This is a genomic window from Aquabacterium sp., assembly GCF_036273115.1.
GTDB lineage: Bacteria > Pseudomonadota > Gammaproteobacteria > Burkholderiales > Burkholderiaceae_C > Aquabacterium.
This window is the reverse complement of the sequence record NZ_DASUIN010000019.1, coordinates 1-20742: the sequence shown is the minus strand read 5'-3', so window position 1 is coordinate 20742 and position 20742 is coordinate 1. Positions and strand designations below refer to the sequence as shown.

The 20742-nt window shown below is 60.8% G+C and carries 17 protein-coding genes; 11 read left to right on the top strand and 6 right to left on the bottom strand.

What is annotated here, in order from left to right; translation table 11 throughout:
• The first annotated feature begins 4 nt into the window (after positions 1–4).
• The 4 genes from VFW72_RS07045 to VFW72_RS07030 all read left to right on the top strand — a co-directional run bounded on the left by VFW72_RS07045 (position 5) and on the right by VFW72_RS07030 (position 4089).
• Positions 5–634, top strand: coding sequence for an ANTAR domain-containing response regulator (locus tag VFW72_RS07045; RefSeq protein ID WP_329673576.1), 630 nt, complete (start codon positions 5–7; stop codon positions 632–634).
• A 234-nt stretch (positions 635–868) separates the two neighbouring features.
• Entirely contained in the window at positions 869–2113 is a 1245-nt protein-coding gene (locus tag VFW72_RS07040; protein WP_329673575.1) for a CmpA/NrtA family ABC transporter substrate-binding protein, read from the top strand.
• A 241-nt stretch (positions 2114–2354) separates the two neighbouring features.
• Positions 2355–3260 (top strand): nitrate ABC transporter permease, encoded by a 906-nt coding sequence (ntrB, locus tag VFW72_RS07035; protein ID WP_329673574.1) that lies wholly within the window; start codon positions 2355–2357, stop codon positions 3258–3260.
• A 28-nt stretch (positions 3261–3288) separates the two neighbouring features.
• On the top strand, positions 3289–4089 hold the full coding sequence (locus VFW72_RS07030) for an ABC transporter ATP-binding protein (RefSeq protein WP_329673573.1): 801 nt from the start codon (positions 3289–3291) through the stop codon (positions 4087–4089).
• Between the two features lie 149 nt (positions 4090–4238).
• On the opposite strand, the gene lgt is transcribed toward VFW72_RS07030, so the two are convergent.
• Positions 4239–5057: a prolipoprotein diacylglyceryl transferase gene (gene lgt / locus VFW72_RS07025; protein ID WP_329673572.1), complete on the bottom strand. Its 819-nt coding sequence runs from the start codon at positions 5055–5057 to the stop codon at positions 4239–4241.
• 49 nt (positions 5058–5106) lie between these two features.
• On the opposite strand from lgt, the gene VFW72_RS07020 reads away from it, so the two are divergent.
• Positions 5107–6375: a putative Na+/H+ antiporter gene (locus tag VFW72_RS07020; RefSeq protein WP_329673571.1), complete on the top strand. Its 1269-nt coding sequence runs from the start codon at positions 5107–5109 to the stop codon at positions 6373–6375.
• Positions 6376–6468: 93 nt separating this feature from the next.
• Here the strand turns inward: VFW72_RS07020 and phbB are convergent, their stop codons facing one another.
• The 3 genes from phbB to phaC are packed head-to-tail and all read right to left on the bottom strand — an operon-like array spanning position 6469 to position 10238.
• Positions 6469–7206, bottom strand: coding sequence for an acetoacetyl-CoA reductase (gene phbB, locus VFW72_RS07015; RefSeq protein ID WP_329673570.1), 738 nt, complete (start codon positions 7204–7206; stop codon positions 6469–6471).
• Positions 7207–7258: 52 nt separating this feature from the next.
• Positions 7259–8437, bottom strand: coding sequence for an acetyl-CoA C-acetyltransferase (locus tag VFW72_RS07010; protein WP_329673569.1), 1179 nt, complete (start codon positions 8435–8437; stop codon positions 7259–7261).
• Positions 8438–8456: 19 nt separating this feature from the next.
• Entirely contained in the window at positions 8457–10238 is a 1782-nt protein-coding gene (gene phaC / locus VFW72_RS07005) for a class I poly(R)-hydroxyalkanoic acid synthase (RefSeq protein ID WP_414638784.1), read from the bottom strand.
• A gap of 583 nt (positions 10239–10821) precedes the next feature.
• Here phaC and VFW72_RS07000 point away from each other — a divergent pair.
• Positions 10822–11178 carry a hypothetical protein gene (locus VFW72_RS07000; protein ID WP_329673568.1) on the top strand — a complete coding sequence of 119 codons (357 nt, stop codon included), beginning with the start codon at positions 10822–10824 and terminating at the stop codon, positions 11176–11178.
• Here VFW72_RS07000 and pgeF read toward each other — a convergent pair.
• Positions 11110–11865, bottom strand: a complete 756-nt coding sequence (gene pgeF / locus VFW72_RS06995; RefSeq protein ID WP_329673567.1) for a peptidoglycan editing factor PgeF — start codon at positions 11863–11865, stop codon at positions 11110–11112. The two genes, VFW72_RS07000 and pgeF, sit on opposite strands and share 69 nt — an antisense overlap.
• A 117-nt stretch (positions 11866–11982) precedes the next feature.
• Here pgeF and VFW72_RS06990 point away from each other — a divergent pair, with 117 nt between their 5' ends.
• From VFW72_RS06990 to VFW72_RS06975, 4 genes are read left to right on the top strand one after another with little or no spacing between them, the layout of a single operon-like run.
• The gene (locus VFW72_RS06990; RefSeq protein ID WP_329673566.1) at positions 11983–12576 is read left to right on the top strand and encodes a chorismate--pyruvate lyase family protein; all 594 of its coding nucleotides are present in this window, start codon (positions 11983–11985) and stop codon (positions 12574–12576) included.
• A gap of 60 nt (positions 12577–12636) precedes the next feature.
• On the top strand, positions 12637–13182 hold the full coding sequence (locus tag VFW72_RS06985) for an NUDIX hydrolase (protein ID WP_329673565.1): 546 nt from the start codon (positions 12637–12639) through the stop codon (positions 13180–13182).
• Positions 13183–13237: 55 nt separating this feature from the next.
• Positions 13238–15427 carry a type I secretion system permease/ATPase gene (locus VFW72_RS06980; protein ID WP_329673564.1) on the top strand — a complete coding sequence of 730 codons (2190 nt, stop codon included), beginning with the start codon at positions 13238–13240 and terminating at the stop codon, positions 15425–15427.
• A gap of 19 nt (positions 15428–15446) precedes the next feature.
• Positions 15447–16889, top strand: a complete 1443-nt coding sequence (locus VFW72_RS06975; protein ID WP_329673563.1) for an HlyD family type I secretion periplasmic adaptor subunit — start codon at positions 15447–15449, stop codon at positions 16887–16889.
• A 4-nt stretch (positions 16890–16893) separates the two neighbouring features.
• Here VFW72_RS06975 and VFW72_RS06970 read toward each other — a convergent pair whose 3' ends face one another.
• Positions 16894–17418 carry a hypothetical protein gene (locus VFW72_RS06970; RefSeq protein ID WP_329673562.1) on the bottom strand — a complete coding sequence of 175 codons (525 nt, stop codon included), beginning with the start codon at positions 17416–17418 and terminating at the stop codon, positions 16894–16896.
• Between the two features lie 378 nt (positions 17419–17796).
• On the opposite strand from VFW72_RS06970, the gene VFW72_RS06965 reads away from it, so the two are divergent.
• The coding region (locus VFW72_RS06965; protein ID WP_329673561.1) for a VCBS domain-containing protein at positions 17797–20742 on the top strand (2946 nt) is incomplete at its 3' end.

Here is a 20742-nt window from a genome sequence, read left to right as displayed (position 1 = left end):
GGGCATGAACTCTGCATCCAACCTGAAAGTCGTGATCGTGCTGCCCGTGACCTTGTCGACGGAGTTGGATGACGACGAGGTGGCCGAGGTGGAACGCACACGCATCTTGCGGCTGGCCTTGCTGGAAGCGGGTTACAACGTGGTGGCGACCCTGCCAGGAGATGCGTTCTTGCCCGAGCGGATTGCCCAGATTCAGCCTGACATGATTGTGGTGGATGCCGAATCTCAAGGCCGCGACATTCTTGAGCACGTGGTGATTGCAACGCGAGACGAACGTCGACCCATTGTGCTGTTCTCGGATGAGAAGGACACCTCTCATGTGCGCCGGGCAATCGCGGCAGGCGTGTCGGCCTACGTGGTCGCGGGCATTCCGTCTGAGAGCATCAAACCGGTGATCGAGGTGGCACTGGCCCGGTTCGAGCACGAAGAAAAGCTGCGCGCCGAGTTGGCTGACGCACGCACCCAACTGGAAGAGCGCAAGATCATTGACCGGGCCAAAGGTCTGCTGATGGCCCGCCAGGGCTTGACCGAACCCGAAGCCTACGCGCGCCTGCGCAAGGCAGCCATGGACAAGGGCGTACGACTGTCAGAGATCGCCCAGCGTCTGATTGACGCTGCCGATTTGCTGGGCTGAGTCATCCCGCCTGAGGCGCTGCCGCGCCGTGCGCCATTGAAGTGCAAAAAAGCTGGCACACCGTTTGCATAACCTGAGTCAAGCAAAGTCAACGGCGACTTTGCGTGCCTTGGGAGCCCAACGATGGGCCCCGAGCTTCCGACAAAGGTGTCATCGAAGCATGAATCCGTCTGTATGGCGGGTGCGTGCGGCGACGACACCTTTTTTGTTGTTCAAACAGGAAAGCTTTGCACCATGAACTCGCAGGATCTGAAAATGACCCGTCGCACCATCTTGAAAACCGCAGCCGCCGCCAGTGCCGTCGGCGCTGTGCCTGGACTCCAGTCAGCCGTTTGGGCCGCCGGCTCTGACAAGCCTGAGCTGGAAGAGGTCAAGATCGGCTTCATCCCCCTGACCGACTGCGCCTCTGTGGTGATGGCGTCGGTGTTGGGGTTCGACAAGAAATACGGCATCAAGATCGTGCCCTCCAAGGAAGCGTCCTGGGCGGGTGTGCGAGACAAACTGGTCAATGGCGACCTGCACATGGCCCATGTGCTGTACGGCCTGATTTATGGCGTGCAGATGGGCATTGGCGGCCCCAAGAAGGACATGGCCGTCTTGATGACCTTGAACAACAATGGCCAGGCCATCACGCTGTCGAAGAAGCTGGCCGACAAGGGCGCCGTGGACGGCCCATCCCTGGCCAAGCTGATGGCTGCAGAAAAGCGCGAGTACACCTTTGCCCAGACCTTCCCCACCGGCACCCATGCGATGTGGCTGTATTACTGGCTGGCATCGGCGGGCATCAACCCGCTGCAGGACGCCAAGGCCATCACCGTGCCCCCACCCCAGATGGTGGCCAACATGCGCGTGGGCAACATGGATGGTTTTTGCGTGGGCGAACCCTGGAACCATCGCGCCATCATGGACGGCATTGGTATCACTGCGGCAACGACGCAGGACATCTGGAAGGACCACCCCGAAAAGGTGCTGGGCTGCACCGACGAGTTCACCAAAAAGTACCCCAACACCGCACGCGCCGTGATCATGGCCGTGCTGGAAGCCAGCAAGTGGATTGACGCTGGCCTGCAGAACAAGCTGAAGATGGCCGAAACCATCTCGGCCAAATCCTATGTGAACACGGGCGTGGAAGCGATCAACCAGCGCATTCTGGGGCGCTACCAGAACGGCCTGGGCAAGACCTGGGACGACCCCAACCACATGAAGTTCTTCAACGACGGCAAGGTGAACTTCCCCTACCTGTCTGACGGCATGTGGTTCCTGACGCAGCACAAGCGTTGGGGTTTGCTGAAAGACCACCCCGACTATCTGGCTGTGGCCAAGCAAGTGAACAAGGTGGACCTGTTCAAGGAAGCCGCCAGCGCCATGGGCGTGAGCGTGCCCAAGGAGTTGATGCGATCAAGCAAGCTGATCGACGGTGTGGTGTGGGACGGCAAAGACCCCAAGAAGTACGCCGACGGCTTCAAGATCAAGGCCTGATCCCAGGCCCCATGTTTGTGCAACCCGCCCGATTCGAGTCTTTCGCTTTTGCCACTGAGTCCCGCTGAGACCGGCGAGACGGGATGCCTGGCCTGACCAGGCTCCGAACCCTTCACCTGAGAGGGAAGGTTCAGGATGTCCCGCAGATGGATGACCCCGTTGCAGCCACTTTGAGCAGACATCGAATCGGGCGGCCCTTGCGCCCAACGCATCTCGTTTTGATACGGAACAGGAGGACCTCATGGTCAGCGCCGTTTTTCACAGTCCCTCAGATGCCGACGACGCTCCGCGCGCCGGCTCTCCCCTTGCCAAAGCCACACCTGCAGCATCCACACCGGTTGCCCACGCTTCCCCCCCAAGCGCCCCCAAGGTGCCCGTGGACTGGGCTGCAGTGGCCCTGAAGACCCTGGCCCCCTTGGCCGGTCTAGCCCTATTGGTGGCCATCTGGGCGTTGCTGACGGTCAAAAGCGAAACTTTCCCCACGCCCTTGGCCACCTGGAATGAAGCTGTCAAGCTGTTTTCGGACCCGTTTTACAGCAACGGCCCCAATGACCAGGGCATTGGCTGGAACATCCTGTTCTCGCTCAAGCGCGTGGCCATGGGCTTTGGTCTGGCCGCTGTGGTCGGTATTCCACTGGGTTTCCTGATCGGCCGATCCAAGATTGCCAGCAGTATGCTCAACCCCATCATCAGCTTGCTCCGCCCGGTGTCACCCCTGGCCTGGCTGCCGATTGGTTTGCTGGTGTTCAAGTCGGCAGATCCGGCCGCCATCTGGACGATCTTCATTTGCTCGATCTGGCCCATGATCATCAACACGGCCGTGGGCGTGCAGCGTGTGCCGGAAGACTATCTGAACGTGGCCAAGGTGCTGAACCTGAGCGAATGGAAGATCGTCACCAAAATCCTGTTCCCCTCGGTGCTGCCCTACATGCTGACCGGTGTGCGCCTGTCTGTGGGCACAGCCTGGCTGGTGATCGTGGCGGCCGAGATGTTGACCGGCGGCGTGGGCATCGGCTTTTGGGTATGGGATGAATGGAACAACCTGAATGTGCACCACATCCTGATCGCGATTTTCGTGATCGGCATTGTGGGCCTGTTGCTGGAGCAGGCGCTGGTGTCCATCGCCAAGCGCTTCAGCTTCGAATAACCCCTTGCACCCTCGACAGGAGTTTCACATGTCTCACTTCATCGAAATCAGCCGTGCCGAGATGGTGTTCAACACCAAAAAAGGGCGTTTCCATGCCCTGCGTGACATCAACCTGAACATAGAAAAAGGCGAGTTCATCGCGTTAATCGGACACTCGGGCTGTGGCAAGTCAACCCTGCTGAACCTGATCGCAGGCTTGTTGCTGCCGTCCAGCGGCGGCCTGATCTGCGACAACAAGGAAATTGCAGGCCCTGGCCCCGAGCGCGCCGTGGTGTTCCAGAACCACTCACTGCTGCCATGGCTGACCTGCTACCAAAACGTCTACCTGGCGGTCGAGCGTGTCTTTGGCGCAAAGGAGAGCAAGGAGCAGTTGAAGGAGCGAACGCTGGCGGCCCTTGAACTGGTGGGAATGAGCCACGCCACCCACAAGCGCCCCCACGAGATTTCAGGCGGCATGAAGCAACGGGTGGGCATTGCACGCGCTTTGGCCATGGAACCGAAGGTGCTGCTGATGGATGAGCCCTTCGGCGCGTTGGATGCACTGACTCGGGCGCACCTGCAAGACGAACTGCTGAAGATCGTGGCTCGCACGAAGAGCACGGTGGTGATGGTGACGCACGATGTGGACGAAGCCGTGCTGCTGTCCGACCGGATCGTGATGATGACCAATGGACCCGCAGCCACGATTGGCGAAGTGCTGGAGGTGCCGCTGGAGCGACCTCGCAATCGGGTGGAACTGGCAGAGAACCCCACCTACATTGCCTGCCGCAAGGCGGTTCTCGATTTCCTCTACACCCGGCATGGCACCGCGCACAAGGAAGCCGCTTGAGGTCAGCCCCACGACACGATGCAAACAGAGGTTGGCGCAACGAAAGCTGGCACGCCCCTTGCTGAGTGTTCTATGACCGCCTGAATCGCCAGAGCCAGGCGGTCTTCCTCAGCGGGGGTCAGTGGCCCGCGAAAGCTCCACCGACCTCTTCACGCCTTCCGGCTCTCGGGCTGGAAGGCGTCTTTTTTTGCCAGAACGTAAAACACCGCACCCAAAACGATCATCGGAATGCACAACCATTGCCCCATGCTCATATTCAGTGCGAGCAAGCCCAGGAAGCTATCGGGCTCACGGAAGTACTCTGCGGTGAAGCGCATCACGCCATAGCCGAGCAGGAAGAGACCCGACACCGCACCACGATGGCGCGGCTTGAGCGCATAGACCCACAGCAAGACGAACAGCAGCAGCCCTTCCAGACCAAACTGGTAGATCTGCGAGGGGTGACGGGGCAAATCGCTTCCCGACTCAGGAAAAATCATGGCCCAAGGCAGTGAGGGGTCTGCCGCCCTCCCCCACAGTTCACCATTGATGAAATTGCCGATGCGGCCAGCCGCCAAGCCCACCGGCACACAGGGCGCAACCAGATCGGCCACCTCGAAGAATGGGCGCCCGGTTCGACGTCCATAGAGGTACATGGCCAGAATGACGCCAAGCAACCCGCCGTGAAAGGCCATGCCCCCCTGCCATACGGCAAAAATTTCGGCAGGATGGGCCAGGTAATACGCCGGCTTGTAGAAAAGGACGTAGCCCAAACGTCCCCCCAGGACCACGCCCAAGACGCCGAAGAACAACATGTCCTCGACTTTCTGACGGTCCCAACCCGCGGCGACAAAGGGCGCGCGGCGAGCTCGCCAGTTGGCCAGGAAATAGAAGGCGGCAAACGCGGCCAGGTAGGTCAGGCCATACCAATGCACTTTGAGTGGGCCCAACTCAAGCGCGATGGGGTTGATGTGAGGATGGATCAGCATGGCGCGAACGATAACCGAAGATTGCGACGACCACTGCTAGGATCGCGTCATGAACCCGACGCTGATGCAGATGCTGGGAGCAAGTTTGTTTGCCCTGGCCTTGATTCATACCTTTTCAACCAAACTCTTCGAGCGCCTGGCTCACAGTCGTCCTCGGCACGCCGGGCTGTGGCACCTGCTGGGCGAGGTCGAGGTGGTTTTCGGCTTCTGGGCCTTCGTGCTGGTGGTGGCCATGTTCGCCATCGAAGGCAAAGACAGTGCGACCCATTACCTGGACACGCGCAACTTCACTGAACCGCTGTTCGTGTTTGCCATCATGGTGGTGGCCGCCAGCAAACCCATCTTGCGCACGGCCAACGCCGCGGTGCAATGGCTGGTGCAAGCACTGGTACGCGCGCTTGCACTGAGCCCAGGTGTGGCACTGGCCATGACCGTTCTGACGGCCGTCCCCCTGCTCGGCTCGTTCATCACGGAACCGGCTGCGATGACCCTGGCAGCCCTGCTGCTGCGCGACGCGCTGTATCCGCACATTCGATCGACTCGCTTGAAATACGCGGTGCTGGGGGTCTTGTTCGTGAACGTGTCGATCGGGGGAACGCTGACCCCCTACGCCGCACCGCCCGTGCTGATGGTGGCCGGTGTGTGGGGATGGGATCTGACCTTCATGCTGACGCACTTTGGCGAGAAAGCCGCGTTGGCCATCGTGATCAATGTGGCTGGGCTGATCTGGCTGTTCCGCAAGGAATTGAAGGCCGTGCCGGCGATTTCTGCCCCCCGCGAAGCCCCCATGCCATGGCCTGTGCCATTGGTTCACATGGCGTTCCTGGTTGGCATCGTGTTTTTCGCCCACCATCCAGCGGTGTTCCTGGGGCTGTTCATGTTCTTCCTGGGCTTCACCACCGCCTATGAGCGCTACCAGTCGCCTTTGATCCTTCGTGAGGGCTTGCTTGTGGCCTTCTTCCTGGCCGGGCTGGTCGTGCTGGGCGGGCAACAGCAATGGTGGCTGGAGCCTCTGTTGCTGACCATGAATGCCGACACCGTGTTCATTGGCGCCACAGTGCTGACCGCGATCACCGACAACGCAGCACTGACCTACCTCGGGTCTTTGGTTCAAGGGCTGGATGATTCATTCAAGTACGCCCTGGTGGCCGGTGCGGTCACGGGCGGGGGCTTGACCATCATTGCCAACGCCCCCAACCCGGCAGGGGCCTCGATTCTGAAGGGCCAGTTTGAAGACGAATCGATCCATGCTGGCGGGCTGTTTCTCGCGGCGCTGGGCCCGACCCTGGTGGCGTTGGCCTGCTTCAAGCTGCTTTGAGCGGCTACGGCGCCTCAAGCGCGCCATGAAAACGCGTCATAAAAAAAGAGGCCCCGAGGGGCCTCTTTGATTTGGCACACGGCATTGGGCCGATCAGCCCATGTGCAGACCACCGTTGACCGAGAAGTCTGCGCCGGTGGCAAAACCGGCCTCGTCGCTGGCCACCCACGACACCATGGAGGCGATTTCCTCCGGCGTACCCAGGCGCTTGACTGGGATGGTGGCCACGATCTTGTCCAGCACATCTTGGCGAATGGCACGAACCATCTCGGTGCCAATGTAGCCAGGCGACACGGTGTTGACCGTGACGCCCTTGTTGGCGACTTCCTGGGCCAATGCCATGGTGAAGCCGTGCATGCCAGCCTTGGCTGCCGAGTAGTTGGTCTGGCCGAACTGACCCTTCTCGCCGTTGACCGAGCTGATGTTGACGATGCGACCCCAGCCGCGCTCAACCATGTCGTCGATGACTTGCTTGGTCACGTTGAAGAGGCTGTTGAGGTTGGTGTCCATCACCGCGTCCCAATCGGCCTTGGTCATCTTGCGGAACATGCCATCACGGGTGATGCCCGCGTTATTCACCAGCACGTCCACAGGACCGTGTTCTTCCTTGACCTTCTTGAAAGCCTCAACCGTTGAGTCCCACTCGGCCACGTTGCCCACCGAGGTGTAGAAGGTGTAACCCAGAGCCTTTTGCTCATTGATCCACTTGGTGAAGTCACGGCTTGGGCCACACCCAGCGATGACCTTGTAGCCATCCTTGTGAAGACGCTGACAAATGGCCGTGCCGATACCACCCATGCCGCCCGTTACGTAGGCAACCTTTTGACTCATCGTGTACTCCTCTCGTGATGCAAGCCGTGAGACGACCTTGTTTATAAAAAGTTCAACGCTCGATGGTCAGGGCCACGCCCATGCCACCACCGATGCACAGCGACGCGATGCCCTTGCGAGCCTGGCGACGTTCCATTTCATGAAGCAGGGAGACCAGGATGCGGCAACCCGATGCCCCGATAGGGTGGCCAATGGCGATGGCGCCGCCGTTGACATTGACCTTGCTGGTGTCCCAGCCCATTTCCTTGTGCACCGCGCAGGCTTGCGCCGCAAAGGCTTCATTGATTTCGAGCAGATCCAGATCAGCCGCCTTCCAGCCGGCGCGTTCCAGCGCACGGCGAGAGGCAGGCACTGGCCCCATGCCCATGTAAGCCGGGTCCAGCCCGGCACTGGCGTACGAAGCAATGCGACCCAGCACCTTCAAGCCCAACTGCTCAGCCTTCTTGGCCGACATGACCATCACGGCAGCTGCGCCGTCATTGATGCCTGAGGCATTGCCGGCCGTCACGCTGCCCGCCTTGTCAAAAGCGGGACGCAGACCGGCCAGGACCTCGGCTGTGGTCTTGCGGTTGAGGTATTCGTCCGCATCGAACACGATGGGGTCGCCCTTCTTCTGGGGCAACAGCACCGGCACGATCTCGTCCTTGAACTTGCCTGCGTCTTGCGCGGCAATGGCTTTCAGTTGCGACGCCAAGGCCAGGGCATCCTGCTCTTCGCGGCTGATGCCGTATTGCTTGGCCACGTTTTCGGCAGTGATGCCCATGTGGTACTGGTTGTAGACGTCCCACAGGCCATCGTTGATCATGGAGTCGACCATGCTCCAGTTCCCCATGCGCTGCCCCTCGCGCGAGTTGGGCACCACATGAGGCGACAAGCTCATGTTTTCCTGGCCACCGGCGATGACGACTTCGGCGTCGCCATCACGAATGGCTTGGGCCGCCAGCATGACCGCCTTCAAGCCGGAACCACACACCTTGTTGATGGTCATCGCAGGCACAGCCTGCGGCAACCCCGACTTGATGACGGCCTGACGGGCGGGGTTCTGGCCACAACCCGCCTGAAGCACCTGACCGAGGATCACTTCGCTGACCTGATCGCCCGGCAAACCTGTGCGACGCAACAGGTCTTTGATGACCGTGGCGCCCAGATCGGCTGCGGGGGTTTTGGACAAACTGCCGCCGAATTTGCCAACGGCAGTACGGGCTGCTGCAACGATCACGATGTCGGTCATGGTGCTCTCCTAGTGTTGTTCAGGACTTGCGCTTGACGTAGCGTCCAGGCGCCGCCTCGATCACGGGATATTGACGGCTACCTTGCGATTTGGGTGCAGGAACCATGCCACCGGCCTGGCTTTCCAGCCACTTGGCCCAGGTCGGCCACCAGCTACCGGGGTGCTCCGTGGACTGAGCAAACCACTCGGCCGAGGTCGCGGGCAACCCTTCTGCCGTCCAGTAACTGCGCTTGTTCTTGGTGGGGGGATTGATCACGCCAGCGATGTGGCCCGATGCGCCCAACACGAACTTGATGGGCCCCTGCAGGACCTTGGTCGAGCCGTAGGCGCTTTCCCACGGCACGATGTGGTCTTCACGCGAGGCGTAAACGAAGGTGGGCATGTCCAGCAGGCGCATGTCGAGCGGCTGGCCGCAAACGGTGACGGCACCGGGCTTGCACAGCTTGTTTTCCAGATAGGTGTTGCGCAGGTACCAGGTGTACATGGGGCCTGGCAGATTGGTGCTGTCGCTGTTCCAGTAAAGGAGGTCGAATGCCGGAGGCGTTTCGCCCTTGAGGTAGTTGCCCACCACGTAGTTCCAGACCAGGTCGTTGGCACGCAGGAAAGAGAAGGTGGCAGCCAGCTCGTTGCCCCGCATCAGACCGCCCTGTTGAGGGCTCAGCGTGCCGATGGTCATTTCACGCATCTGCACCATGGCTTCGTCGATGAAGATGTCGAGCGTGCCGGTTTCGGTGAAATCGAGGAAGGTGGTCAACAGGGTCAGGCTGGCAGCAGGCTTTTCACCGCGGCCAGCCAACGTGGCCAGTGCCGTGGCCAGCAAAGTGCCGCCCACACAGAAGCCCAGGGCATTGACCTTGTCCGACCCTGCGATTTCCCGCGTGGTGTTGATGGCCTTGATGACACCATCTTCGATGTAGTCATCCCAGGTGCACTTGGCCAAAGAGTCGTCGGCATTGACCCAGCTGACCATGAAGACACGGTGGCCTTGCGACAACAGGTAGCGGACCAAGGAGTTGTCTGGCTGCAGATCGAGGATGTAGAACTTGTTGATGGCCGGAGGCACGAAGAGGAACGGCACCTCGTGGACCTTGTCAGTCAGCGGCTTGTACTCGATGAGCTGGAAGAAGGGGTTTTCGAAGACGACCGAGCCTTCGGTGGTGGCCACGTTGCGGCCCACTTCGAACACGCTTTCATCGGTCAGCGACATGTGACCTTGCTTGAGGTCGTTGAGCAGCAATTGCATGCCCTGGGTGAGGCTTTCGCCGCGAGTCTCGACGGCCTTCTTCTGCACCTCAGGGTTCAGTGCCAGGAAGTTGGCTGGGGAGGCAGCATCCACCCATTGCTGAACGGCGAAACGAACACGTTCACGGGCCTTCTCATCGCCCTTGAGCGAGTCGGCCATGCGCTGCAGCGTGCGCGCGTTGAGCAGGTACATGGAGGCAAGGAAGGCGCTGCCGGGATTGGACGCCCACTCGGGCGCGGCAAAACGCCGATCCTTAGGCGCGAGCTGATCCGGTTTCTCCAGCGCGTTATTCCACAACTCGGTGGCCTGCTTGAGGTATTCCTCCTGAATTTCCTTCAGGTTGGCAGGATCCATCGACAAGGCGGCCATCGACTTGAGTGTGGCACCCAAGCTTTGCCCCATGGCTTCCACGGCCTGTTTCACGGGGTGACCAAGCAACTGCTTGCCAGCGTCGGCTACCGCACCCAACTGCCCGAACTGGGACATCTGCTTCTGAGCGGAACTGAGCCACTCCTGCAGTGAACCTGGCATGCCAGCGGTGGCGGACAGGCCCGGCATGTTGAAACCAGGGATCTGGAACGCACCAAAGGGCGAAGCGTTGGCGGCTTCAGGCGCCGAAGCCTCGGCCGAAGCGGCTTGTGGAGCCGCCTTGGCGGCCGACTGCGCACCATTTTGGGCACTGGCGCGAGATGGCGCCTTGCGTGCGGCTGAGGCAGTCTTGCGCGCTGCCTTCTTGGCAGCGGGAGAAACAGGCTTGGCGTCCTCGTTCGGGGTCAGGGAAAGTTGTGAATCAGCATTGCGCTTAGCCGCGCCGCCCTTGGCGCGCGACTGTTGAGAACCAGCCATAAATCTCCTCAGTGAACATCTGGAATTTGTCTGTCATGCCATGATGGCTTGATCGTGTGACATATTCTGACGGGACATCCTTCTTTCTCATTGACCTGAGATCACTGAATTGCAACCAATTCAACTTCGCGCGACAGGGCACTCGGCTTGTGAGCTCGTCCAGATCAAAGCAATGTGCAGGCCAGGCTGCCACAACAGACACATCCGGAAACAAAATGACATCTCCGGAACCTTCGATCGTCCTTCCAGTCCCCGCTCTTGTCTGTAGGACTTGCCCTAACCACCCTCTAAACGTATGTGGATTGTTGCCATCGCCTGGATGTATGTGGCCGTGATGATGTCGCTGACGGAAGCGACTGCGCCCAATGGAAGCATCCTCGGCGCCATCGTGACCTTCTTGTTTTACGGTGCGCTGCCAGTCGCCCTGGTGATGTACTTGCTGGGCACGCCAGCCCGTCGCAAGGCCAGGCGCGCGGCCGAAGCCGCCGCGCAGCAGACCGATGTGCAGGACGCAGAATCTCAGGCTGCCTCGGCGGCTGGGGCTGGGGCTGGGGCTGGGGAAATCGGATCTGCGGAGACAGGGTCAGCGCAACCAAATGCAGGCCGCCTGACGGCCGGTCACCCCATCGCGGCGGAACGAAAAGAACCGTGATGCATCCGAAACGGTGCACCAGGGGCCGTCATCAACTTGAGTCAGGCCCAACTTAGCCAGACGCTGGCGCGCGAGCCAAATCAGGTCGGCCCACCAGCGAGGCCGACCATCATCGCCCACTCGACGAAATCGAAAACCCGGCACGTCAGCCAGCTGCGCGGCTTGTGGATCGACTCCGAAGCCGAGCAGCACATCGGGTCCGACTTCGAATTGGGCGGGGCCAATGCAAGGCCCCAGCCAGGCCCGCAGCTCGGACGGCGGACAGCCTGTTTGCGCGCATAGCGCCTGAACGCCTGCTTCGAGAATGCCCTGCCCGCCCATGGCGCCCGCTCCAGCCAGACCTCGCCAGCCCGCATGCAAGGCCGCTACGCCCTTCGCGTCAGGCGCGGCAAGCAACACCGGCAGGCAATCTGCCACCATCACCGTGCACACGACCCCGGGCTCAGTGGTGTAGCTGCCGTCTGCATCGATCACCTGGCCAGATCGGGCCAGAGCCGCATTGGCTTGCACCACGCGGTTGCCATGCACCTGATTCAGCCACAAGGCTGGCATGCCGACAGCCGCTTGCAAGTGGGCACGGTTGGCCGCGACGGCAGCGGGGTCGTCGCCAACATGTGTTCCCAGGTTGAAGCCATCAAACGGCGGCTGGCTGTGCGCACCATCGGCAGCCACAGAGCGCGCCGTCATACAAGCCCCAACCCCAGGCCCCAGATCGGGCCACAACCAATCGGGTGGCATGACAGTGGGGGCGCCGGCAGGATGAGACATGGGGTTGATGAGGAAACAGACTATGATCGCGGCCCGATGCTACATCGTCTGCCCAGTTCTGCCTTGTTGATTGCGTCTCGCCACGCCACAGCGTCGGGCGGGGTGTGCCGCGCGCCAGTTTGCCCGCGAGCCCGTCAATGGTTGACGGCGCCGGGATCCCTGACAGCCCGCTTGCGCCAACATGGCAAGGTTGAGGTTCGCGTCATGCGTCAGGGCCACCAGCGTCTGTGGCGCCAGGAACAAGGGGCCATCGGAAACCGCTTCGGCCATGTTCGGGAAGTCGTCCTGACGTTGAACAGCCACCCCGCTGTCTGGGCGCGCAGTGTGACCAGCCCCAGAGGGCTCAAAGGCCCCTGGCGTGCACTCAAAGGCCTGGGTGCCCGCCCCCTGGCAGAGTTGCTGTTTGAGCACCGTGGCGTTGCCCGCGACCCGCTGTGGGGACAGCGCCTGGCTTTGCACAGTCCGGAGCATGCCCACTTGCTGCGCTCCTGGCGGAGCGCCTGCACAGCCCCCGCCCCTGCATGGGTGCGCCGCTCGGTTTTCTGGCACAAGGGCCAGGCCCTGCAGGTGATGGAGTCGTTCGCGCCATGGGTTCTGGCGCTGCCTGTCGCCCACAGACCTGCTGACTAGATCTCGGTTCACACGGCCTGATCGCTGCGTGTGAAAGCCTGATGCCCTACACTGGTGGCCATGCTGTTTTCACGTCGAATCGAGCACTGTCAGGTTTGTGGCACCGCGGTGAACTACCAGATCCCGGGAGATGACAACCGCGAACGCGCGGTGTGCCCGGCCTGCCACCACATTCACTACGTCAACCCGTTGAACGTGGTGGGCACGCTGCCGGTCTGGGAAGACAAAGTGCTGCTGTGCCGTAGAAACATTGAACCGCGCAAGGGGTTCTGGACTCTGCCGGCCGGGTTCATGGAACTGGGCGAAACGACAGAAGAAGGGGCCGCGCGCGAAACCGACGAGGAAGCCGGCGCCCGCATCGAGATGGAGGGCTTGTACTGCGTGCTCAACGTCGTCACAGCGGGGCAAGTTCACCTGTTCTACCGCGCACGTCTGCTGGACACCACGTTTTCACCAGGGCCTGAGACGATCGAAGCCCGTTTGTTCAGTCAAGATGAGATTCCATGGTCCGAATTGGCCTTCCGTACAGTGAAAATGACACTGGACCGCTATTTTTCGGATCGTGAACGGGGTCAATTCGGCGTGTACTGTGCCGATATTCGCTGAGAAATCCGCCCGTGCATGATTTGGCGAGCGGGTCCGGTTTGCCCGATCGCATCACATGAACGCCCCGCAGGAACCCATCGCGCCCCCCTCCTCCCACACGCTGAATGTGCGTGAAGACCTGATCGCGCCGGATCCTCTGCTGGACTGCCTGATCGAAGTGGCTCGGCTGCATGGTCTGGCCGCCTCACGCGCCTCCCTGTCCGCAGGCTTGCCCCTGGAAAACGGCCCTTTGCCCCTGTCCTTGGCTGAGCGTGCGGCGCGGCGGGTTGGACTGTCTGCCAAATTGCAGCGAATCGGGCTGGATGCCATTGACCCGATCACCCTGCCAGCGATTCTGATCCTGCACAACAACCAGGCCTGCGTGCTGTTGGGACGTGAGGGCGAAGGAGATCAAGCCACCTTGCGCCTGCTGATGCCGGAAACGGGTCAGGGCTCGATCACGGTGTCGGCCGCCGAGTTCGCCCCCCGCCTGACCGGCGTGGTGCTGTTTGCGCGCCCTCACTTCAAATTTGACGAGCGCACCCCCGAGGTGAAAGCCACGCGGTCTGGCCATTGGTTCTGGGGCCCGGTTCTGGCACAAAAGCTGGTGTACCGCGATGTGCTGTGGGCGGCATTGATGGTGAATGTGTTCGCCATGGCGTTCCCGATATTCTCGATGAACGTCTATGACCGCGTGGTACCCAATCACGCCACCGAAACGCTTTGGGTGCTGGCCATGGGAGTGACCTTGGTGCTGGCTGGCGACCTGTTCATGCGCCTGATGCGCAGTCACTTCGTAGACGAGGCCAGTGCTCGCATCGATGTGCAGATTTCAGCCACCCTGATGGAACGGGTGCTGGGCATGAAGCTGGAAAACCGGCCTGCATCAGTGGGCTCGTTCGCGTCAAACCTGCGCGGGTTTGAGCAGGTGCGTGATTTCATTGCTTCCAGCACGGTAACTGCCTTGATCGACCTGCCCTTCGCACTGCTGTTTGTGCTGGTCATTGCCTGGATTTCGCCCTGGCTGGTGTTGCCAGTCATCACGGTGTTCGCGGTCATCGTGGTGGCTGCCTATGTGCTGCAACACCGCTTGCATGAGTTGTCGCAAAGCACTTACCAGGCCTCCGCCCAGCGTAACGCGACCTTGGTGGAAAGCCTGACAGGCATCGAAACCATCAAGTCCCAAGGGGCCGAAAGCCAGATTCAATCGCGCTGGGAGCGTGCCAACCAGTTCTTGGCCACTCTGAATGTGCGCATGCGGGGGCTGTCGTCGGGCGCCATGTATTTGACCGCCACGCTGCAGCAAATGGTGTCGGTGGCCATCATCTTGATTGGCGTGTACTTGATCGGCGACAAGTCGCTGACCATGGGCGGTCTGATTGCCTCGAGCATGTTGGCTGGGCGGGCCCTGGCCCCGGCCGGACAGATTGTGGGCCTGCTGATGCAATACCAAGGCGCCCGAACCGCACTGGAGTCGCTCAACAAGATCATGGACCAAGGGGTGGAGCGCCCCGATAACAGCAGCTTCATTCAGCGCCGTGAATTCAAGGGTGAAATCGAATTCCGACACGTGTCGTTTGCCTACCCGGGTCGCCAAGACTCGGCCTTGCACGACGTGAGCTTCAAGATTGCCCCAGGCGAGAAAGTGGCCTTGATCGGCAAGGTCGGCTCCGGCAAGACCACGCTGCAAAAGCTGATTCTGGGTCTGTACCAACCCAAGGAAGGATCGGTTCTGCTTGATGGCATCGACATGCGCCAGTTGGACCCGGCCGATGTGCGTCGCAATGTGGGCTACGTGTCACAAGACGTGACCCTGTTCTACGGCACGCTGCGCGAGAACATCGTGTTCGGCAACCCACATGCGCAAGACGATGCCATCGTGGCTGCCACCGAAGCTGCAGGCCTGGCCGAATTCGTGCAGCGTCACCCCCAGGGCTTTGACATGCAAGTGGGCGAGCGCGGTGAACTGCTGTCTGGCGGACAAAGACAAGGGGTAGGCGTGGCGCGGGCCATTCTGCACAATGCCCCCCTGCTGCTGCTGGACGAACCCACCAGCGCGATGGATTTCTCGACCGAAGCCTTTGTGACGCAAAAGATTGGCGCCTTCGCTCAAGGCAAGACGGTGGTGTTGGTGACACACCGAACCTCCATGCTGTCTTTCGTCGATCGTGTCATCGTGATCGACCAAGGCAAGGTCGTGGCCGATGGGCCCCGCGAGCGAATCATGCAGGCCTTGGCCGCAGGTCGCATTTCGCGTGCATCGTGATGAAGGCGCAGGTGCAAGCATGACGATGTGGACCCAAACTGGCAAGAAATTGATCGAATGGCTGGAGCGCATTCGCTTGCGTATCGCCCCATGGACTGACCGTGTTCTGGACGCAATCGGCGGCCCGCGCGTGGACCCCGCTGCGGCACGCGAAGCAGGCATGCGCAGCTTCGAAATGGAAGCCGATGCGGTGATGTCAACGCCGCAGACCCACCGCGCACAAACGCTGGTGCGCACGGCCTTGTTGGTGCTGGTGGTGCTGATCGGCTGGGCGGCGCTGGCCCCCGTAGATGAAGTCACCAAAGGGGACGCCAAGGTCATCCCTTCGCGCCAACTGCAGGTCATTCAGTCTCTGGACGGCGGTGTGGTGTCGGAAATTCTGGTCAAGGAAGGTCAGGAAGTCGAGGCTGGGCAAATGTTGCTGCGCATTGACGAAACCCGCGCCACGTCCGGCGTTCGAGAGAGCGCGGCACAGGTATTTGCTTTGCGAACCAAGTTGGCTCGTTTGAAGGCTTTGGCTGAGGGCGAGGCCTTCGCTCCCCCCCCCCCACGAGCGGGAAACGCCGAAGAGCTGCGTGTGGTCGACGAAGAACGTGACCTCTACAACAACAAGCGCTCGGAGCTGCAAGCCCTGGTCGGCATCAGTGAGCAGCAGTTGGCTCAGCGCGAGCAGGAACTGAGCGAAGCCCAGGCCAAGCGAGATTCCGCCACCCGCAGCCTGGAGTTGGCACAACAGGAATTGGTCAAGACACGCCCGCTGCTGGCCAGTGGCGCCGTGTCAGAGGTCGAAGTACTGAGGCTGGAGCGTGAAGTGAGCCGTGCGCGAGGCGACAAGGAGCAGGCCACCGCCCAGGCGGCCAGAGCCGGTGCCTCCATCGCAGAAGCACGTCGCAAGATTCAGGAAACCGAGCTGTCGTTCCGTAATGAAGCCCGCAAGGAGTTATCTGAAGTACTGGGGCGCTTGAACGCGATGAACGAAGGCGCGGTGGCCTTGGCTGACAAAGTGGACAAGGCCCAGGTGAAATCTCCGGTTCGGGGCCGTGTGCAGCGACTGCTGGCCAACACAGTGGGTGGCGTGGTGCAACCAGGCAAAGACATTGTGGAAATCGTGCCCCTGGATGATGCCTTGGTACTGGAAGCCAAGGTACAACCCAAGGACATTGCTTTCATTCATCCAGGGCAGAGCGCCACGGTGAAGTTCACCGCTTACGACTTCTCCATCTACGGCGGGCTGGATGCGGTGGTCGAGAACATCAGCCCCGACACCGTGACCGACGAGCGCGGCAACAACACCTTCTACGTGGTGCGCGTGCGCACACGCCAAACGCACTTCAGCGACAAGATGCCCATCATTCCAGGAATGACGGCAGAAGTGGACATCCTGACAGGCAAGAAGACCGTGTTGTCTTATCTGCTCAAGCCCGTTTTACGCGCCCACGCCTACGCACTGCGGGAACGTTGATCGTTTACTTCGCAGGGCCTGAAGCCGCATCGACCGACCAACCAGGGTGCTGGAACTGTTCCCCATAGTGCTGCAAGGTTCGAAGCACGCCTTGCGCACTCAAACGCTGCACCGACTGTTTGGGTGATGTACGCATGAGTGAGGCGTCTCGGGTCAGATCCGCCAACACCACGGTATGGAAGGCCTGATCCACTTGCGGCGTCAGCTTGCAATTGGCCACGATAGCGGCCACATGGCGCTCGACCGCCGCCCCCATATCCTGATAGTCCCGAGTGGTCAGCCGATCGAGTTCAAGTTCGGTCCGTCGCGCCATCATGGTTTGACGAATCTGGTCCATGCCGGCTTTCAGCACCGTGTCGGTTTCCCACTTCTTTCCGCCTACTGCCTTGGCTGAACTGGACGGGCTGATCGCCCCGTGGTCGTGCTCATGGCGGGCATGATCGTGCGAGGGTTGCGCCAAGGCTGATGACTGAGCGAGCAAACTGGCCCATCCCAAGGCCAGCGCGTGAAGGGTTCGTGTGTTCAACATCTGAATCTTTCTGCTTGTATCGACTACTGATTGCTACAACGGGGCCCTGGTTCTGCCCTGTTGAGCCGGGCGACACCCATTGTGGAAATACGGTCGATCCGCATCCTTGATCCAGCTTCATTTTGTGCTGGCCTGAGCCGTCGCCTTAAAAGCCGACGAATCCCCCACAAAGTGTGAACTGCCCCTCAAATCTGACGGCTTACCGCCGACATACCGATCAGCGAGACGAGTTCGCAGGAGCGTGGCTGCGCTAATGCGCCGATTTTCCTGCCCTTTTCTCCAAATTGATCACGAATTGCCTGACACCCAGGTTCGCTTGAGGGCTGCCATGTGGCTATCCTCAAACTGCGCTTTGTTACGTTCTGAAAGAGGTTTGTCATGTCCAAGTCCGCGCAAGTACCCGGCGGTACCGTTACCAGCATTCAGGGCCGTGCCACGGTCATCCCTGCTGGCGAGGGCGCAGCGCGCGTGCTCAAGGTTGGTGACGCCATTCAAGTAGGCGATGCGGTGCTGACCTCAGCTGGAACGCAGTTGGTGATCACCGACACGCAAGGCAACCCGTGGGCTCCACGTGACATCCTTCTGGCACTGGCGCAGGCCAATGCTTCTCCTGTACCCGCAACCAAGCAAAGCAAGAGCTTGCATGCCAAGGTCAAGGCGCTGACTGGAGAAAAAGACAGCGACGCCAAAGAAGCAGACCAAGCCATCCAGGCCATTGAGCGAGGCGATCAGGATGCAGCCCCTGCTGCGGGCGCCGATGGCGGCGGCAACGGCTCCATGACGCCGGGTTTGCGTGTCGACCGCGTCATTGAAGTGGTCAGCACACAGGAATTCGCGTTCGGTTCGACCGATCGAACCGGCTCCCCCACCACGGAGCCAACTCAAACTGCCACGGTTCAGGACACGGCCGTCGCCGACGCGATCGCCAAACTGACCGCTGCAGACGACACGTTCACCACCAACAAGGGCGTGGCCGTGGGCTTGCCAGTGTTGGCCAACGACACGATCGAGGCGGGTTCTGGTGCACAGGTGGTGGCAATCAACGGCCAGCCGATTGCACCAGGCAGCCAGATTGTGGTTGAACACGGTCTGGTCCAAATGACGAGCACGGGCGCACTGACGTTCGCCCCAGCCGACGGATACACCGGTACACAAACATTCACCTACACGGTGACCAACTCGAGCGGCCAGACCGCCGATGCATCGGTCACGGTGAATGTTGTCAATGGCAGCAATGTGCCGGTTCCCAACCCCGACCTGGTTCTGACTCAGGAAGACACCTCGGTGACATACCTGGTCACCGGCAATGACGAACCGGGTAGCGCGGGCCCCATCCAGATCACGGCCATCAATGGACAAGGCCTGGTGGCGGGAGAGACCGTGGCGGTTGTCCACGGCAGCGTCACGCTCAATGGGGATGGCACCTTGACCATATCCCCTGAAGCCGGGTACGCGGGCAACATCAGCTTTGCATACACCGTCACGGATCAAGCCGGGCAAAGTGCCAACTCAACGGTGCAGGTCCAGGTTGAGGCGATCAACGACGCCCCCATCGTATCGGGCGGCACGGTGATCAATGTGAACACCCTCGAAGACGCCCCGGTTTCGGGCAAGGTCAACGCCACGGACCCTGATGGTGACACCCTGACTTTCACTCAAGGTTCAGGCCCGGCTCATGGCACCAGCACGGTCAACCCTGATGGAAGCTGGACGTACACCCCCAACCCCGACTTCAATGGCAAGGACGCGTTCACCGTTACGGTGTCTGACGGCCAGGGGGGGACCACGGAAGTCACCATTCGTGTCGACGTGACCGATGTGCCTGATGCACCACGAGTCGGCAATCCAGGCGATCCAACCTTCGATGCAGGATCGGGTACTTACAACGTTTCCACCAACGAGGATCAGCCTGCCACAGGTCAGGTGACTGCGAAGGATCCAGACGGAGACCCCATCACGTTCGAGAAGGGCTCGAACCCTGCGCACGGCACCGTGACAGTCAACCCGGACGGCAGCTGGACCTATACCCCCGAGAAAGATTACAACGGCCCGGACTCTTTCACTGTCAAGGTGTCTGATGACAATGGAAACACCACAACCACCACCGTCAATGTCGGTGTGGTTGCAGTGCCTGATGCCGCCGTTTTCGGCGCCGGAGGCACGCAAGGGGCTGTGACGGAAGATTCCGCGGTGGACGGCGCAGGCAATTTGAGCACGGGGGGTCAGCTGGTCGCGGTTGACCCTGACACGGGCAGCTCGACATTCCAGCCACAAAGCGGAACCCAGGGTGCATATGGCAGCTTTGACCTGAACGCCGATGGCTCCTGGACCTACACCGCTTCGAACAGCAACCCAGCCATTCAGCAGCTGGGCAGCGGCGACACCTTGACTGAGACCTTCACGGTCAAGGCTGCCGATGGCACTCCAGCCACTATCACGGTCACGATCAATGGCAGCAACGATGCACCGGTGATCTCCTCTGCGGGTACCACCGGCAGCGTCACCGAAGACATTGGCGTCAACGGCGCCGGCAACCTGGTGGCCAATGGCACCCTGTCGATCACCGACACCGATGCCGGTCAAGCTGGCTTCCAAGCGGGCACCAGCAATGGTGCTTACGGCAATCTGGTTCTGAACGCCGATGGCTCCTGGACCTATACCGCTTCGAACAGCAACCCCTCCATTCAGCAACTGGGCGGTGGTGACACACTGACCGAGACTTTCACGGTCAAGGCAATCGATGGCACGCCGGCCACTATCACGGTCACCATCAACGGCTCGAATGACACGCCTGTCATCTCGTCGTCCGGCACAACCGGCTCGGTCACCGAAGACGTGGGCGTCAACGGCGCCGGCAATCTGGTGGCCAATGGCACCCTGTCGATCACCGACACCGATGCTGGTCAAGCTGGTTTCCAGGCCGGTACGTCCAATGGCGCCTATGGCGATCTGGTTCTCAATGCCGACGGCTCCTGGACCTACACCGCTTCGAACAGCAACCCCGCCATTCAGCAGCTGGGCGGTGGTAACACCTTGACTGAGACCTTCACGGTCAAGGCTGCCGATAGCACGCCGGCTACCGTGACGATCACCATCAATGGCTCGAATGACGCCCCCGTCATCTCGTCGTCCGGCACCACCGGCTCGGTCACCGAGGACGTAGGCGTCAACGGCGCTGGCAACCTGGTGGCCAACGGCACCCTGTCGATCACCGACTCCGATGCTGGTCAAGCCGGTTTCCAGGCTGGCACCAGCAATGGTGCTTACGGCAATCTGGTTCTGAACGCCGACGGCTCCTGGACCTACACCGCTTCGAACAGCAAC